The organism is Rhizobium sp. NZLR1 (assembly GCF_017357385.1).
Lineage (GTDB): Bacteria > Pseudomonadota > Alphaproteobacteria > Rhizobiales > Rhizobiaceae > Rhizobium.
The window spans coordinates 133090-148933 of the sequence record NZ_CP071632.1; the positions used below are offsets into that span (position 1 = coordinate 133090).

Genomic DNA, 15844 nt, shown 5'->3' on the forward strand with positions numbered 1-15844 from the left:
GGTGGGCCTATGGCCAGCGCCGATCTTGCGCATATATTGCCGTTGCGGCGCAACAACAAAAGCGGAGAAATCGTGGCCTACACTTCGTCGACATTGGCGCCCCTGCGGCACGATACCTACCGCACCATCTGGTTCGCCAGCCTGTCCTCGAATTTCGGCGGCCTGATCCAGGCGGTTGGTGCTGCCTGGATGATGACGACGATCAGCGCCTCGGAGGATATGGTCGCGCTGGTGCAGACCTCGACGGCGCTGCCGATCATGCTGTTTTCGCTGATATCGGGTGCGCTCGCCGACAATTACGACCGCCGGCGGGTCATGCTGACGGCGCAATGCATGATGCTGACGGTTTCGGCTCTGCTGACGATCTTCGCCCTTCTCGGCTGGATCACCCCCTGGCTGCTGCTCTTCTTCACCTTCCTGATCGGCTGCGGCACAGCACTCAACAATCCCTCCTGGCAGGCCTCGGTCGGCGACATGGTGCCGCGCGCCGATCTGCCGGGCGCCGTCACGCTGAACAGCATGGGTTTCAACATTACTCGCAGCGTTGGGCCGGCGATCGGCGGCGTCATCGTCGCCGCAGCCGGCGCCGCTGCAGCTTTCGCAGTGAACACCGTAAGCTACCTCGCGCTGATCTATGCCCTGCTGCGCTGGCGGCCGAGCACGCCGGTCTCGACTCTGCCGCGGGAGGCGCTCGGCAGCGCCATCTTCGCTGGCCTGCGTTATGTCTCGATGTCGCCCAATCTCGAAAAGGTTCTCCTCAGGGGACTGCTCTTCGGCATCGGCGCCAGCTCGATCCTGGCGCTGCTGCCGATCGTCGCGCTCGATCTCGTCGGCGGTGGCCCGCTGACCTATGGTTTCATGCTCGGCGCCTTCGGCATCGGTGCGATCGGCGGGGCGGTGCTGAATGCGCGACTGCGCCAAATGCTTTCCAGCGAGATGATCATCCGCCTGTCTTTCGCCGGCTTCGCGCTGAGCGCCGTCATCGCCGCCTTCAGCCCAAGCGCTGTCCTTACCTCTGCCGGGCTGCTCGTCTCCGGCGCCTGCTGGGTTTCCGCACTTTCGCTCTTCAACACCATCGTCCAGCTTTCGACGCCGCGCTGGGTGGTCGGCCGCGCGCTGTCACTCTACCAGACCGTTACCTTTGGCGGCATCGCCGGCGGCAGCTGGCTATGGGGTATTGCCGCCGATCGATACGGCGTCGCCGATGCGCTGCTGATGTCATCGACCGTCATGCTGCTCGGCATCGTGATCGGCCTGCGTTTTTCCATGCCGGCCTTCGCCTCGCTCAATCTCGATCCGCTGAACCGCTTCACCGAGCCGGCCCTCAGTCTCGACATTACGCCGCGCAGCGGCCCGATCGTCATTCAGGTCGATTATGAGATCGGAGATGACGACCTGGCCGAATTCATGGAGCTGATGGGCGAACGGCGCCGTATCCGCATCCGCGATGGCGCCCGCAACTGGGCGCTGATGCGCGATCTCGAAAACCCCGGACTGTGGACGGAAACCTACCATACGCCGACCTGGGTCGAATACATCAGACACAACCAGCGGCGGACGCAGGCCGATGCCGAAAACACCGACAGGCTGCGTGCGCTTCACCGCGGCGAAGGTCCGCTGCATGTTCACCGGATGATCGAACGCCAGGCGATCCCGCCGGGCGACGATGTCTTCCACAAGGCGCCGATCGATCTGCATCATTGAGGCCAAGCATGAGTTTCAGGCTCGCCCGCCAATCCGATCTCGCCGCCATCGTCCGGCTTCTGGCCGACGACGATCTTGGCGGCACCAGGGAAATCGTCGCCGACCCCGTCGATGCGCGGTATCTCTCGGCCTTTGCCGCGATCGAGGCGGATGCCAATCAGCTTTTGGCCGTTGCAATCGATGCGGCCGATCGGGTCGTCGGCTGCCTGCAACTGAGCTTTATTCCCGGCCTGTCGAGGACGGGCATGTGGCGCGGTCAGATCGAAAGTGTGCGTGTTGCAAGCGATCGTCGCGGCTCGGGTCTCGGCGCAGAATTGATCGAATGGGCGATTGGCCAATGCGCCGCGCGCGGCTGCGGCCTCGTGCAACTGACATCGGACAAGACGCGAGCAGGCTCGATGCGCTTCTACGAGAAGCTCGGCTTCGTCGCCAGCCATGAGGGGCTGAAGCGCACGCTCTGAATCCTTATTTCAACTTGCCTTTCATCGTGGCTTCGGGAAAGCAGGTCGGCTTCATGCCGTTCTTCGCCTGCCACTGGCCGATCGAACGCCGGGTCTTGTAGCCCGGCAGGCCGTCGGAACCGCCGACATCGTAGCCCTGCCGTTCCAGCGCCTTCTGCATGGCGGCGACATCCGAGCGCAGCATCTTGCCGACATCTCCCCATCGGCCTTGGAAGGCGCCGCCATTATCGGCGATCCGGTCGGCGAGATTGCCGATGTAAAGCGCGTAGAGATCGGAATTATTATATTCCTTGATGATGTAGAAATTCGGCGTGACGACGAATTCCGGCCCGTCGCGGCCGGCCGGGACCAGCATCATGCCCTCAGCCTTCATCTCGCCCGATGGAAAACCCTTGCCGGAGATGCGGTCGATGCCGAGCGAGGCCCAGTGCGACAGCGGCTTTGCCAGGTCGGGGCCTTCCTGCGCGCAGGAGACCGCCTCCGGTATCGATACCTCGAAGCCCCAGTCGCGGTCGCGCTGCCAACCTTTCTTGACCAGGAAATTGGCGATCGAGGCGAGCGTATCCGGCACCGAGGTCCAGATGTTGCGATGGCCGTCGCCGTCGAAATCGACGGCATATTTCAGATAGCTGGTCGGCATGAACTGCGGCTGACCAAGCGCGCCCGCCGACGAACCCTTGAAATCGGCGGGCGTCACGTCGCCTCCGTCGAGAATATGCAGCGCCGCCACCAATTCGGTGCGGAACATCTCCTTACGCGTCGACATGAAAGCCTTGGTCGCCAGCACCTCGATCGCCGAATTCGGGATCTTCGCCGCGCCGAAGCCGGTCTCCCGGCCCCAGATGGCAAGCACGATCGAGCCCGGCACGCCATAGGTCTTCTCGATCCGCTTCAGCGTCGAACCATATTGCGCGGCAAAGCCGCGCCCCGTCGCGGCAAGCCTCTTCAGATGGTCCTCGTTGAAATAGGGACCGGGCGAGGAAAACTCCGCCTGCGTCTGCTTCTGCTCCTTCGGCGGCGGGAAGCCGGGCGGCGCGAGATCGGGCAGGTCCCAATTCAGCCTAATGCCGGAGAAAGCGGCCTGGAAGGTCTTCTCCGAAATGCCGTTTGCCTTCGCCTCGGGCCAGAGGTCCTTCTGCACCCACGTCTCGAACTGCGCTTCGACATCGGCTTTCGAAGGGGTTGCGAGGGCGGGGAGGGGTAGGAGAGCGGCCATTGCAGCGAGTGCGAATATCCGCAGCCGCCGTAGAATACCCCCCTCTGTCCTGCCGGACATCTCCCCCACAAGGGGGGAGATCGGCAAGAAGCGCCGGCTTCGCGGAATCTTGGTCGTGAGCGAAGCGGTTTCGGCCATCTGTGGCCGTTGATCAAGGCAAGAGGTCCCCCCTAGCCGATCTCCCCCCTTGTGGGGGAGATGCCCGGCAGGGCAGAGGGGGGTGCGGTGCGCCATACCCAAGCCTCTCATATCACCGTCCGCGCCCGAAGGGCCGCCGCAAGTGTACCCTCGTCGAGGTAGTCGAGCTCGCCGCCGACAGGCACGCCGTGCGCCAGGCGGGTGATCTTCACCTCGAGCCCCTGCAACTGGTCGGTGATGTAATGCGCCGTCGTCTGGCCCTCGACGGTGGCATTGACGGCGATGATCAGCTCGCGGATGCCACCTTCGCCGATCCGGTCGATCAGCCCGCGAATGTTGAGATCGTCGGGCCCGATCCCGTCAAGCGGCGACAGCGTACCGCCGAGCACATGATAGGCGGCGTTCATTGCGCCTGCCCGCTCCAGCGCCCAAAGGTCCGATACGTCCTCGACGACGATGATGATGGATTGATCGCGCTGCGTGTCGGTGCAAACGGTACACGGATCGACGGTATCGACATTGCCGCAGCGAGAGCAGATCTTCACCTTGTCATAGGCCTCGCCCATCGCATTCGACAGCGGGCCAAGCAGCTGATCCTTCTTCTTGATCAGATGCAGTGCCGCCCGGCGTGCCGAGCGCGGCCCGAGGCCCGGCACCTTCGCCAGAAGCTGGATGAGTTTTTCGATTTCGGGGCCGGTGACTCGTTTTGCCATGCGCCGTTCTTAACTGATATGGAACGAAAACGGAATCGCGGAAGGATCGGCCGTCCCATGAAAATCCTGGCGCTGTGCACCGGCAATCCGGAAAAACTGCCGGGCAAGAGCTATAAGACCGGCATCTTCAAGCATGCCGTCAACGGCGCGGTGATAATCGATGCTGAAGGACTGGTCGGTGATGCCATCTGCAACCGAAAACACCATGGCGGAGTCGATCAGGCAGTTTATGTCGAGGGGTCGCTGACGCTCGACTGGTGGAGCGGGGAGCTTGGCCGGCCATACGAGCCCGGCACTTTCGGTGAAAACATGGTGATATCAGATCTCGACAACCGCGACGTCGCCGTCGGCGACCGCTTTGCCGCGGGCGATCTCGTCCTAGAAGTCACCTCATGTCGCATTCCCTGCGCTACCTTCGCCGCCAGGATGGACGATCCGACATTCGTCAAGCGTTACACCGCCGCCGCCCGTCCCGGCATCTATTGCCGCGTGATCAGGGGTGGGGTGGCCGAGGCCGGAATGCCGGTCGATCACCAACCATTTGCGGGAGAGAAGGTGACGATGCCGGAGCTAATGGAAACCTTCGGCCGGCGGCTGTCTGAGGTGGACCGGGCGAGATATCTCGCATCACCGATCCACTACAAACTGAAAGCAGTGTTGGAAGCCGCGCACGAACACTGGGCATAGGCGCGGGCCTATTTTGTTTGCGGCTCGATCAAAACGGCAGCTTGAAACCGGGCGGGATCGGCAGGCCGGCGGTGAGTGCCTTGGTCTTTTCGGCGGCGAGCGCCTCGGCCTTGTCCTTGGCGTCCTTGTGGGCGGCGACGATCAGGTCCTCGAGGATCTCGACATCGTCTTCCTTGAACAGCGATGGGTCGATCTTCAGGCTCTTCAGCTCGCCCTTGCCCGAGATGAGCACAGTGACGAGGCCGCCGCCGGCCTTGCCTTCGGCCGTGAGCTCGGCGATCTCCGCCTGCATCTGCTCCATCTTGGCCTGCATTTCCTTGACTTTGCCCATCATGCCCATGATGTCGCGCATCGTCTTGCTCCTTGTTGAAACTCTAGAACTCTATGTCGTCGCCAGGCAGGATGTCGCCTTCCTCGGATTCGGCGGCGGCCGGTGGCGTTGCCTCGCCTTCCTCTTCCGGTTCGGGCGCCCGCACGCGCACGTCGATGATTTTCGCCCCTGGAAAATGCGCCAGGATCGCTGCCACGTCAGGGTCCTGACGGGCGTCGATGACATGCTGCTCCCGGGTCCTGGCCTCCGCTTCCACCAGCGTCGGCTTGCCCTCTTCGCGGCTGAGGCTGACGATCCAGTGAATGCCGGTCCATTCCTTCAGCTTGACGGCAAGCTCGTTGAGCAGTGTCGTCGGCGCGCCCTCGGTCAGGCTGACGTCAAGGCGGCCGGGCTCGATCCGGACCGGGCGCACAAAGGCGCGCACCATCGCCTTCAACTTCGGATCGCGCTTCTCGGCGGCAAGATCGACGATATCGCTGACCGAGTTGATCTGGACGAGCGACTTTAGCGCTTCCGCCGGTTTCGTCTCGATTCGGCCGATAGGCATCGTCTCGGGCTGGCTGCTCGGCACCGCACGCAGCATTGCCACCGGCGCGGACGCCTGTGGTTTGCTCGGTGCGATTTCCGGCGCGCGTGCCGCGACACTGCTTTGATAGGGAACCCGCGTGCCGTTGCCGCCGCCACTGCCTGAAGGCGGGGAGGCGGGCCGCGGGCCGGCATTGTCGCCGGAAAATTCGGCAAGCCGCCGCGCCGCGTCTTCGGGCGCCGGCAGATGCGCGGCATGCGCCAGCCGGATCAGCACCATTTCGGCCGCACCTGCCGTCCGCGACGAGCCTTCCGTTTCCGGAATGCCCTTCAACAGCATCTGCCAGATGCGCGACAGCGTCGTTACCGCAACGCCCTTGGCGAATTCCGCCGCCTTGGTGCGCTCGACTTCGCTGAGCGAGGGGTCGTTCGCCGCATCCGGCACATATTTCAGCCGCGTCACCAGATGGGTGAAATCGGCAAGATCGGTCAGCACCACCACGGGATTGGCGCCGGCCTCGTACTGGCTCTGGAATTCGCCGAGGGCTGCGGCCACGTCGCCCTGGACGACATGCTGGAAGAGATCGACGATCCGGGCGCGGTCGGCAAGACCGAGCATCCCGCGCACGGCTTCCGCCTGCACGGCGCCGGCACCATGGGCGATCGCCTGATCGAGCAGCGACAGCCCGTCGCGCGCCGAGCCTTCGGCGGCACGCGCGATCATTGCCAGCGCGTCCGGTTCCGCCTCGATGCCTTCCTTGGCGGCGATCGTCGAAAACAGCCCGACGAGATCCGACGCGCTGATGCGGCGCAGGTCAAAGCGCTGGCAGCGTGACAGCACGGTGATCGGCACTTTGCGGATCTCGGTCGTGGCGAAGATGAACTTCACATGCTCCGGCGGTTCTTCCAGCGTCTTCAAGAGGCCATTGAAGGCCTGCGTCGACAGCATGTGCACTTCGTCGATGATGTAGACCTTGTAGCGCGCCGAAACCGGCCGGTAGCGCACCTGCTCGATGATCTCGCGGATATCGTCGATGCCGGTATGGGAGGCGGCATCCATCTCGATCACGTCGACATGCCGGCCTTCCATGATCGCCTGGCAGTGCTCGCCGGGCGTGCGAAGGTCGATCGTCGGCTTGTCGACATCAGCTGTCTTGTAATTCAGCGCTCGCGCCAGGATGCGCGCAGTCGTCGTCTTGCCGACGCCGCGCACGCCGGTCAGCATGTAGGCCTGGGCGATGCGGCCGGTCTCGAAGGCGTTGGTAAGGGTGCGGACCATCGGCTCCTGGCCGACCATCAGGTCCGTGAAATCCTTGGGGCGGTATTTGCGAGCCAGCACCCGGTATCCGGTGCCCGTCGAGGCGGCATCTTTTGATTGTCGCTCGGTGTCGCTCATCGCCCTGCTTGTCGCCCGGATCGTCGGGCACTTCGTGGAGAGAAGGTGGGAGGCTGGCACGATGACCCGTGCCGGGCTCGTTAGGGCTGCTTCCTTCCGGACCTGACCCGGTTGGCGAGTGGCTCGTCCACCACCAACCTCCCGAATGCACATATCGGCAATATCGTCATCAAAAGCAAGCCAACATGATAAAAAACTGCTAGTCGTTGGAAAAGACAGGAGGAATGCCCTTGAACGGCTTTATGCTTGACCCTCGGCTGGAAAACGACAGCGTCAGCATCATGATCACGGGCCTCTGTGATCTGAGATTGTCGAGGGATGCCCGCTGGCCCTGGCTCATTCTCGTGCCGCGCCGGGCAGGCATCACCGAAATCTTCGAGCTGACGCCGCTCGACCAGGTGCTGCTTGCCTTCGAGACCGAGCTCACTGCCACGGCGCTGAAGCAGATCACCGGTGCCGCAAAAATCAATATCGGGGCTCTTGGCAATATCGTCCGCCAGCTTCATGTTCATGTGATTGCCCGCTTCGAAGGCGATGCCAACTGGCCGGGTCCCGTCTGGGGCTTCGGACGCGCGGAACCCTACGAAGACGAAAAGAGAGACGAATTCACAGCGAAGCTGCGGGAAGCCCTTTCATCATGAGTCATTCGCTTTTCGATTCGGATGTGCCGCATCCGGAGCCCAGCAATCTCACGGCTTTTGCCGCCAACGACCTCAATCGCGATTCCGAACATCGCGACGAACGCTCCGTCGAAAAAGCGCTGGCCAAGGAGGGCACGCATATCTTCGCCTTCGCCGGCGACAAGCTGGTGCTGAAGCATGACGGCCAGGTGCTCGATCCGCTCTTTGCCCGCTATGAGCTTCAGGAGCTTCGGCCGAATTGGGACGAGACGGTGCTTCTCGGCTACCGCAAATCAGGCGAGCCGCGCCTTGCGGTTCCCGTCGGTATCGACGTCGACGATCTCACCAGCCAATACAAGCCTGCCGACGGCCGCACGCTGTTTCGCGAAATGCTGATCGACGAGGTGCTGCTCGGCGAATTCGCCCAGGCCGCGAGCCTCATCCGCTGGAATGGCGACAACCGCTTCTGCGGCCGTTGCGGCTCGGCGATGGAGATCCACATCGGCGGCTACAAACGTGTCTGCGCTGCCTGCGAACACATGATCTTCCCCCGCACCGACCCTGTCGTCATCATGCTGACGATCGATGAGAGCCGCGACCTCTGTCTGCTCGGCCGCAGTCCGCATTTCGCGCCCGGCATGTATTCCTGTCTTGCTGGCTTCGTTGAACCTGGTGAGACCATCGAGAACGCCGTGCGCCGCGAAACGCTGGAGGAATCGGGCATCCGCACCGGCCGCATCCGCTACCACGCCTCGCAGCCCTGGCCGATGCCACATTCCCTGATGATCGGCTGTTACGCCGAGGCCAGATCCGCCGAAATCACCCGCGACGAGACGGAGTTGGAGGATTGCCGCTGGTTCACCCGCGAGGAAACGATCGAGATGCTGGAACGCCCGAGCGCGACAGGCAAGGCCTCTCCGCCGAAAGGGGCGATCGCCCACCGCCTGATGCGCGACTGGGTGGAGTGGAAGCGGTAACGCCATGCCGGTCGCCCGCTCGGAACGGCTGCTGACGCTGCTCCAGACGCTCCGGCGTTACCGGCGGCCGGTGACCGGCATCGTGCTTGCAGAGGAAACCGGCGTCAGCCTGCGCACGCTCTATCGCGATATTGCCAGCCTGCAGGCCCAGGGTGCGATGATCGAAGGCGAAGCCGGCATCGGCTACGTGCTGAAGCCGGGTTTCATGCTGCCGCCGATGATGTTTTCCGAAGAGGAGCTGGAAGCACTGGTGCTCGGCTCGCGCTGGGTCGCCCGCGCCGCCGAACCGCGCCTGGCCGGCGCCGGCGCCGATGCGCTCGCCAAGATTGCCGCCGTGCTGCCGGCCGATATGCGGGAGATGATCGATTCGGCAGCCCTTTTCGTCGGCCCCAAACGCCGGGACGAGGACAAGGCGGATGTCTCGGCCATCCGCCGGGCGATCCGCCTGGAGCGGATCCTCGAACTGCATTATGGCGACGAGCAGGGCCGGATCTCGCGTCGCCGCGTCTGGCCTTTCGCACTCGGCTATTTCGAGCATGTACGCGTCCTCATGGCCTGGTGCGAACTGCGCCAGGACTTCCGCCATTTCCGCACCGACCGCATCATCGACATGACGCTGCATGAGGTGCGTTATCCGCGCCGCCGCACGGTTCTTCTCAAGGAATGGCGCGAGCAGGACGTGCCGCTCGAGAACTGAAACGCTGCTGCCATAAACTGTCAGCAGTCGGGGTTATCATCAGTACCAATTCAACAGGAAGGAGTACTGATCATGGCAATGCCTCCAGTCATTCAGCGGGCCGGCGACCGCTTCGCCACTGATAGCTTTGCCGACATCATTTCGGCCGAAACTTTCGCCGACGTCCGCCAATCGGCACGCTCCGGCCTGCTGCGCCTGGCCATCAGCTTTTTCTGGATCCCCGGGGGAAGCCGCTCCAAGCTCGACGTTGAAGCGACACCCGACTATCTGAAGCGCGACCTCGGCTTCATGGATGGGCGCAACCCACGCCACAAGGATGGTTTCCCGCTCTAGGCCACCTCATCGTTATCCGCATCCGCGAGGAGACGAGGGCGTTGCTTCGGCAACGCCCTTTGTGCCCTGCTGCCATAAATTGGCAGCAGGTAATTCCTCGTCCACCATTTAACACCACCGGGAGAACCAAAATGACCAGCCCCAATCTGATTATCCTCTACGTCAAGGACCCCGGCGAAAGCGCAAGCTTCTACCGGAACCTCCTGAACCGCGAACCGACCGTGGAAGCACCGAATTTCGTCGCCTTTCCGCTCGATGGCGGCTTCACCCTCGGCCTCTGGCGGCGCAGCAAGGTCGAACCGCAGCCCTCCGCCATCGGCAACCGCGGGGAGGTGGCCTTCATGGTTGCGGGGGAAAATGCTGTCGCCAACCATTATGAGGACTGGCGCAAGCGCGGCCTGCCGATCGCCCAGGAACTAACCGAACTGGACTTCGGCCCGACCTTCGTCGTGCTCGATCCGGATGGTCATCGCCTGCGTGTCTGTGAGCCGGATAAATAATAGCTGATATGCGAGGCCTCTCATGCATGCCGCCCGGAAGGTGGTTCCGGGCGATATGCAAAAAACTAAAGCAGGCCTCGCATCGCATGCCCCTTGTAGACGCCGAGGATGCGCACCTTCTCGGAGAAGAACCGCAGTTCTTCCAATGCCCGCCGCACGTTTGGATCGTTCGGATGGCCTTCGATATCGGCGTAGAACTGTGTCGCCACGAATCTTCCGCCGAGCTGATAGCTTTCCAGCTTGGTCATGTTGATATTGTTGGTGGCGAACCCGCCGAGCGCCTTGTAGAGCGCGGCCGGAATGTTGCGAACGTTGAAGACGAAGGTGGTAACGACCTTTTCGTCCGCCGAATTCCGTTGCGCCCATTCCTCGTCGCGCGACAACACGACGAAGCGGGTGACGTTGTTTTCGGTATCCTCGACATTTTCGGCGATGATCTCGAGCCCGTAGAGATCGGCGGCAAGCCGCGGCGCCAGGGCGGCCATCGAGCGGTCGCCGGTTTCCTTCACCAGCTTTGCCGCGCCTGCCGTATCGCCGGCGATCACAGGCTTCCAGCCATTGGCCCGAACGATCTTGCGGCACTGGCCGAGCGCGTGAATGTGGCTGTGCACGGTGCGGATCTCGTCCTTGGTCACCCCCGGCAGCACCATCAGCTGGAAGCGGATCGGCATGAAATACTCGCCGATGATGTGCAGCCGCGATTCAGGCAGCAGATGATGGATATCCGCGACGCGCCCGGCGATCGTGTTCTCGATCGGGATCATCCCGATATCGGCGTCGCCGTTGTCGACCGCCGTGAACGCATCCTCGAAGGTCTGGCAGGGCAGCGGCTCCATGGTCGGAAACATGTCCCGGCTGGCCATGTCGGAATTGGCGCCGAATTCGCCCTGGAAGGCGATCCTGTTGGTCTTGATGTTCATGATGGTTCCGTCAGTTCGACTTTGCGGAGAGGATGCGCCGCGCTATTTCGAGGTCGGCGGGAGTATCGACACCGAGCGGAACCGTGTCAACGATCTCAACGTCGATGCGCATGCCGGCCTCCAGCGCCCGCAACTGCTCCAGCGATTCGCGCCTTTCGAGCGTTGAAGGCCCGAGCGCGACGAACCGTTCCAGCGCCGCGCGCCGATAGGCATAAAGGCCGATATGGTGGTAGAGCGGGCCCTTGCCGTAAGGTGCCGTCGCACGCGTGAAATAGAGCCCGCGCAGTCGGGTGTCGGAAACGGGCGAACCGACAACCTTGACGATATGCGGCGCGGTTTTATCAGCTTCATTGTCGATTTCGGTCGTCAGCGTGCCGATATCGACCGCCTCGTTCTCGAGAGGGCGCAAAGCCGCGCGCACGGTTTCCGGATCGATCGTCGGCAGATCGCCCTGGACGTTGACGATGAATTTTGCCCTGCCGGCAGGATCGACTTTCTTCAGCGCCTCGAAGATCCGATCGGAACCAGATTGATGATCACTGCTGGTCATGACGACTTCGAAGCCGGCGGCCGAAACGGCATCGAACACCCGGGCGTCGTCGACGGCGACGACGACGCGGCCGATGGCTGCCTCCCTGGCGCGCATCGCCACCTGGACGATCATCGGCAGCCCGCAAATATCGGCGAGCGGCTTGCCCGGAAGTCGGGTGGAGGCCATACGCGCCGGGATCAATACAAGCACGTCATCTAAATTTGAATCACTCATTGGTCGGGCCTTCTATTCCGGGCTGAAAAGTGTCAAAAAGTCTCACGCACAAGACCATTTAGACAGTTGCAACGATCAGCCAAAAGACATAGGTTCCGCGCGATTTCAAGATGGTCGGGTTATGGTCTGCCGGCTGCAAGGGGAGCATTGCAGATGAATTCATACGTCAATACGGCCGTTGGGGCGCTGCTCGGAACGATTTTCGTTCTGATGTCGGTCTCCATCGCGTCCGAAGGGATCTTCCATTCCGAAGCACCGGAAAAGGAAGGTTTCGCGATCGTTGCCGAAGAGGCGCCCGCCGCTGGTGGCGAAGCTGCGCCTGCCGCTGCTGCCGTTCCGATCGCGCAATTGCTCGCTTCTGCCGATGCCAAGGCCGGTGAAACGGTCTTCAAGAAGTGTCAGGCCTGTCATGACGGCACCAAAGGGGGACCGAACAAGGTCGGTCCCAACCTCTTTGGTGTCGTGGATCGCCCGATCGCCTCGCATGAGGGCTTTGCCTATTCCACTGCCATCAAGGATTTTTCCAAGGGCAGCAGCGAGAAGTGGACCTTCGAATTTCTCAACAAGTTCCTGATGGCGCCGAAGAAGGATGTTCCCGGCACGGCGATGGGCTTTGCCGGTCTGCCGAAGGATCAGGATCGCGCCAACGTTATCCTCTACCTGCACACGCTCGCCGATTCGCCGGTGCCGCTGCCGACCGCGACGCAGTGACGCGGACGGAATAATCGCATGTCATAGAAGCCCGGCCCGCGAAGCCGGGCTTTTTGTTGTGCAAAGAGTTTTTCAGGCACCCAGGAAATAGGCCCAGAGCGACACCGTGATTGCACCGAGCGCCGTCGTCACCGTGATCGTCGAGGCAGCGATGCTATGACCGACGCCGAAGCGGTTGGCGATTAGCCAGGCGTTGACGCCTGTGGGCACCGAGGAGGTCAGCACGATCGCCGCCGTCCATTCGGGGCTGAGGCCGAGGAGATGGCTCGCCGCCCATACGCAGCCGGGCAGCATCAGCAGCTTCAAGCTTGACGTGACGCTGGCGATGCCGAGATTGCCGGAAATGCCGTATTTCTCCAGCGCCATGCCGAGCGAGATCAGCGCCGCCGGACCGGCAATGCCGGCGATCTGCTTGACGACCGTTGCCAGGGTTACGGGCATGGTGAGACCGGAAAGATGCATGGCCATGCCGGCCGCAAGCCCGATCACCAGCGGATTGCGCACCAGATTGACGGCGATCTGGCGCAGCACGAGCATCATGCTGCGATCGCTTTTGCCGGCGATCTTGCGCTCGGCATGCTCCATCAGCACGGTGCCGGCGACCATCATCACCGGCAAATGCACGGCAAGCAGGATCGACAGCGCCACCAGCCCCTCATCGCCAACGGTCCGCTCGACGAGCGGCAGGCCGATGAAGATATTGTTGGCGAAGGCGGAGGAAACGCCGGCCAGCACGCCGATCCGTTCGTCGCGGCCGAAGAGCCGCGTGGCGGCGATATGGCCGGTCGCCCAGGTGATGGCAACGCCTGAGAAATAGACGATCCACAGCCGGAAAGGCGAGGCGCCATGAAAATCCGCCTCGGCGATGGTGCGAAACAGCAGTAGCGGCACGGCGATCTTGAAGACAAATTCGCTGAGCGCTTCGCCGACATTCGATGCCATCAGGCCGCTGCGGACGATCACCCAGCCGATGAGGATCAGGATGAAGATGGGAAGAACGTCGAGAATGATGGCTGACATGGGGGAGGCTGCTTTGCGCGGGGGGAGTATCAACCTCTACTGCATAATTCCTCAAATCGGAATCGGTTTAAGGAGAAAATTATCCAGCAATTCAAAGTTCTACGGCGCTGCGCGTCTAAGAAGGCGTAGCGGCGCGACAGCAGCAAGCCTTCTGGATTGAAAAGCCAATCGCCAATCCGGCAGCATCCGCAGAGCAAAAAAAGCGGGCACAGCCCGCTTTTCCGCTCCGGACCTGCCGGATATCCGATCGCGAAGCTGCCAGTCATCCGTGGTCAGCATCGCGCCGGTAAGATCGAAGGGATCATCCCTCGGGCGCCCGGCTGCAACCGAAAGCTGCTCATGCCGGTCTTCTTGCGACTGTTTCTAGATTTTGAAGATGACACGGGCATGACGAATAGGCGGCAGTTTTGCGAAGAAATAGATGTGCCATCCGCCATTTATCCTTCCAAACTGTAGAAATTTCGCTAAGACCAAACCCCGGCTATCACAAATCCGGGACTCCCCATTTCATGACAAGATTCGATGTTCTGACAGTCGGCAACGCAATCGTGGATATCATTGCCCGTTGTGACGACCAGTTCCTCATTGACAACCAGATCACCAAGGCGGCCATGAACCTCATCGATGCCGAGCGCGCCGAACTGCTGTATTCGCGCATGGGACCGGCGCTCGAAGCCTCCGGCGGCAGCGCCGGCAACACGGCCGCGGGCGTGGCTAACCTCGGCGGCAAGGCTGCCTATTTCGGCAATGTCGCCGCAGATCAGTTGGGTGACATCTTTACCCACGACATCCGCGCCCAAGGCGTCCACTACCAGACCCGGCCCAAGGGCACCTTCCCGCCGACGGCCCGTTCGATGATCTTCGTCACCGGGGACGGCGAGCGTTCGATGAATACCTATCTCGGCGCTTGCGTCGAACTCGGGCCTGAGGACGTCGAGACCGACGTCGTGGCCGACGCCAAGGTCACCTATTTCGAAGGTTATCTGTGGGATCCGCCACGCGCCAAGGAAGCGATCCTCGATTGTGCCCGCATCGCCCATGAAAACGGCCGCGAAATGTCGATGACGCTGTCCGACAGCTTCTGCGTCGGCCGCTATCGCGGCGAATTCCTCGATCTGATGCGCTCCGGCAAGGTCGATATCGTCTTCGCCAATCGCCAGGAAGCGCTGTCGCTCTATGAAACCGACGATTTCGAAGAGGCGCTGAACAGGATCGCCGCCGATTGCAAGATCGCCGCCGTGACCATGAGCGAGGACGGCGCCGTCATCCTGAAGGGCCGCGAGCGTTATTACGTCGATGCGATCAAGATCAGGGAAGTTGTGGATACGACAGGTGCCGGCGATCTCTTTGCCTCCGGCTTCCTCTATGGTTATACGCAGGGACGCTCTCTGGAGGATTGCGGCAAGCTCGGTTGCCTCGCCGCCGGCATCGTTATCCAGCAGATCGGCCCGCGCCCGATGACCTCGCTTTCCGAGGCTGCCAAACAGGCTGGGCTTATTTGAAGGCTTCGCCGGGATAGGCGCCCCAGATCTCCGACTGCGCCACCCAGCCGGAGGCGCCGTCGGTTTCGGCGCGGCACCAGTCACCGTTGCATTCGCCGATCGTCACCATTACGCCGGGTTCCAGCTTGGCGACGATCGATGCGGAGGGCTGCGCCTCGCGCCGCAGATTGACAAAGACGCCCTTACCCTTCGTCTTCATCCACGGGGCGGCGATCGCCGCACGCTGGCCTGACAGCAGTGACTGGTTGACCCAGCCTTCGGTACCGTCCGCATCGCGAATGCGGCGCCAGTTGTCGTATTCCTGAATGATCTCCACCGGCAACCCGGATTTCAGGTACATCCACGAAACGGCATAATCCGTTCCCGGGCCGATGCGCAGGTTGACGCGCTTGGATTTCAGCGTGACGAAACGCGGCAATGGCAGTCCGCTTGGACCCTTGGCGGCCTGCGCATGGGCAAATTCGACGGTTCCCATGGATGCGGCCAGAGCGATGGCCAGGGCGAGGCAGGACTTCAGGACTTTGCTGCGCATGGAAGTTTCCGTTTGCTCGAATTCGCGGACAGGCCCGGCCTGTTCGCGGTCCGGGCTCTGACATTCCCCGGCCGCACCGCGAGTTTTGTTTGTCT

At 62.2% G+C, this 15844-nt stretch carries 18 protein-coding genes and 1 other RNA gene; 10 read left to right on the top strand and 9 right to left on the bottom strand.

Annotated features, from left to right (window positions below; genetic code table 11):
* Positions 1 to 72: 72 nt before the first annotated feature.
* Positions 73 to 1704: an MFS transporter gene (locus J3O30_RS00620; protein ID WP_207582411.1), complete on the top strand. Its 1632-nt coding sequence runs from the start codon at positions 73 to 75 to the stop codon at positions 1702 to 1704.
* Positions 1705 to 1712: 8 nt separating this feature from the next.
* Positions 1713 to 2165: a GNAT family N-acetyltransferase gene (locus tag J3O30_RS00625; protein WP_207582412.1), complete on the top strand. Its 453-nt coding sequence runs from the start codon at positions 1713 to 1715 to the stop codon at positions 2163 to 2165.
* A 4-nt stretch (positions 2166 to 2169) separates the two neighbouring features.
* Here J3O30_RS00625 and J3O30_RS00630 read toward each other — a convergent pair whose 3' ends face one another.
* Positions 2170 to 3441: a lytic murein transglycosylase gene (locus J3O30_RS00630; RefSeq protein WP_207582413.1), complete on the bottom strand. Its 1272-nt coding sequence runs from the start codon at positions 3439 to 3441 to the stop codon at positions 2170 to 2172.
* Positions 3442 to 3626: 185 nt separating this feature from the next.
* Positions 3627 to 4232, bottom strand: a complete 606-nt coding sequence (gene recR / locus J3O30_RS00635; RefSeq protein WP_003589338.1) for a recombination mediator RecR — start codon at positions 4230 to 4232, stop codon at positions 3627 to 3629.
* Between the two features lie 57 nt (positions 4233 to 4289).
* Between recR and J3O30_RS00640 the strand changes: the two genes are divergently transcribed.
* A complete protein-coding gene (locus tag J3O30_RS00640) occupies positions 4290 to 4919 on the top strand; it encodes an MOSC domain-containing protein (protein WP_207582414.1) in 630 nt (209 codons plus the stop codon).
* Between the two features lie 28 nt (positions 4920 to 4947).
* Here J3O30_RS00640 and J3O30_RS00645 read toward each other — a convergent pair whose 3' ends face one another.
* From J3O30_RS00645 to ffs, 3 genes are all read right to left on the bottom strand, one after another.
* On the bottom strand, positions 4948 to 5271 hold the full coding sequence (locus J3O30_RS00645) for a YbaB/EbfC family nucleoid-associated protein (protein WP_007634163.1): 324 nt from the start codon (positions 5269 to 5271) through the stop codon (positions 4948 to 4950).
* A gap of 22 nt (positions 5272 to 5293) precedes the next feature.
* Entirely contained in the window at positions 5294 to 7171 is a 1878-nt protein-coding gene (locus J3O30_RS00650) for a DNA polymerase III subunit gamma/tau (RefSeq protein WP_207582415.1), read from the bottom strand.
* 45 nt (positions 7172 to 7216) lie between these two features.
* Positions 7217 to 7313, bottom strand: an RNA gene (gene ffs / locus J3O30_RS00655) — signal recognition particle sRNA small type.
* 88 nt (positions 7314 to 7401) lie between these two features.
* Here ffs and J3O30_RS00660 point away from each other — a divergent pair.
* The 5 genes from J3O30_RS00660 (at position 7402) to J3O30_RS00680 (ending at position 10298) form a co-directional block, all read left to right on the top strand.
* The gene (locus tag J3O30_RS00660) at positions 7402 to 7812 is read left to right on the top strand and encodes an HIT family protein (RefSeq protein ID WP_207582416.1); all 411 of its coding nucleotides are present in this window, start codon (positions 7402 to 7404) and stop codon (positions 7810 to 7812) included.
* Positions 7809 to 8768 (top strand): NAD(+) diphosphatase, encoded by a 960-nt coding sequence (gene nudC / locus J3O30_RS00665; RefSeq protein ID WP_207582417.1) that lies wholly within the window; start codon positions 7809 to 7811, stop codon positions 8766 to 8768. Before J3O30_RS00660 ends, nudC begins: the two co-directional genes overlap by 4 nt.
* Positions 8769 to 8772: 4 nt before the next feature.
* The gene (locus tag J3O30_RS00670) at positions 8773 to 9465 is read left to right on the top strand and encodes a YafY family protein (protein ID WP_049731259.1); all 693 of its coding nucleotides are present in this window, start codon (positions 8773 to 8775) and stop codon (positions 9463 to 9465) included.
* A 72-nt stretch (positions 9466 to 9537) separates the two neighbouring features.
* Positions 9538 to 9798 carry a hypothetical protein gene (locus tag J3O30_RS00675; protein ID WP_207582418.1) on the top strand — a complete coding sequence of 87 codons (261 nt, stop codon included), beginning with the start codon at positions 9538 to 9540 and terminating at the stop codon, positions 9796 to 9798.
* Between the two features lie 131 nt (positions 9799 to 9929).
* Positions 9930 to 10298, top strand: a complete 369-nt coding sequence (locus J3O30_RS00680) for a VOC family protein (RefSeq protein WP_207582419.1) — start codon at positions 9930 to 9932, stop codon at positions 10296 to 10298.
* Between the two features lie 65 nt (positions 10299 to 10363).
* On the opposite strand, the gene J3O30_RS00685 is transcribed toward J3O30_RS00680, so the two are convergent.
* Together J3O30_RS00685 and J3O30_RS00690 are read right to left on the bottom strand one after the other, a co-directional pair.
* The gene (locus J3O30_RS00685) at positions 10364 to 11218 is read right to left on the bottom strand and encodes a prephenate dehydratase (RefSeq protein ID WP_207582420.1); all 855 of its coding nucleotides are present in this window, start codon (positions 11216 to 11218) and stop codon (positions 10364 to 10366) included.
* Positions 11219 to 11228: 10 nt separating this feature from the next.
* Positions 11229 to 11984, bottom strand: a complete 756-nt coding sequence (locus J3O30_RS00690; protein WP_207582421.1) for a 3-deoxy-manno-octulosonate cytidylyltransferase — start codon at positions 11982 to 11984, stop codon at positions 11229 to 11231.
* Between the two features lie 153 nt (positions 11985 to 12137).
* Between J3O30_RS00690 and J3O30_RS00695 the strand changes: the two genes are divergently transcribed.
* The gene (locus tag J3O30_RS00695; RefSeq protein ID WP_207582422.1) at positions 12138 to 12695 is read left to right on the top strand and encodes a cytochrome c family protein; all 558 of its coding nucleotides are present in this window, start codon (positions 12138 to 12140) and stop codon (positions 12693 to 12695) included.
* A gap of 72 nt (positions 12696 to 12767) precedes the next feature.
* Here the strand turns inward: J3O30_RS00695 and J3O30_RS00700 are convergent, their stop codons facing one another.
* Complete coding sequence (locus tag J3O30_RS00700; RefSeq protein ID WP_207582423.1) at positions 12768 to 13715, bottom strand: AEC family transporter; 948 nt, start codon at positions 13713 to 13715, stop codon at positions 12768 to 12770.
* A 509-nt stretch (positions 13716 to 14224) separates the two neighbouring features.
* On the opposite strand from J3O30_RS00700, the gene J3O30_RS00705 reads away from it, so the two are divergent.
* Entirely contained in the window at positions 14225 to 15217 is a 993-nt protein-coding gene (locus J3O30_RS00705; RefSeq protein ID WP_207582424.1) for an adenosine kinase, read from the top strand.
* Here J3O30_RS00705 and J3O30_RS00710 read toward each other — a convergent pair.
* Positions 15210 to 15749, bottom strand: a complete 540-nt coding sequence (locus tag J3O30_RS00710) for an SH3 domain-containing protein (RefSeq protein WP_207582425.1) — start codon at positions 15747 to 15749, stop codon at positions 15210 to 15212. The genes J3O30_RS00705 and J3O30_RS00710 overlap by 8 nt on opposite strands.
* Positions 15750 to 15844: the final 95 nt, after the last annotated feature.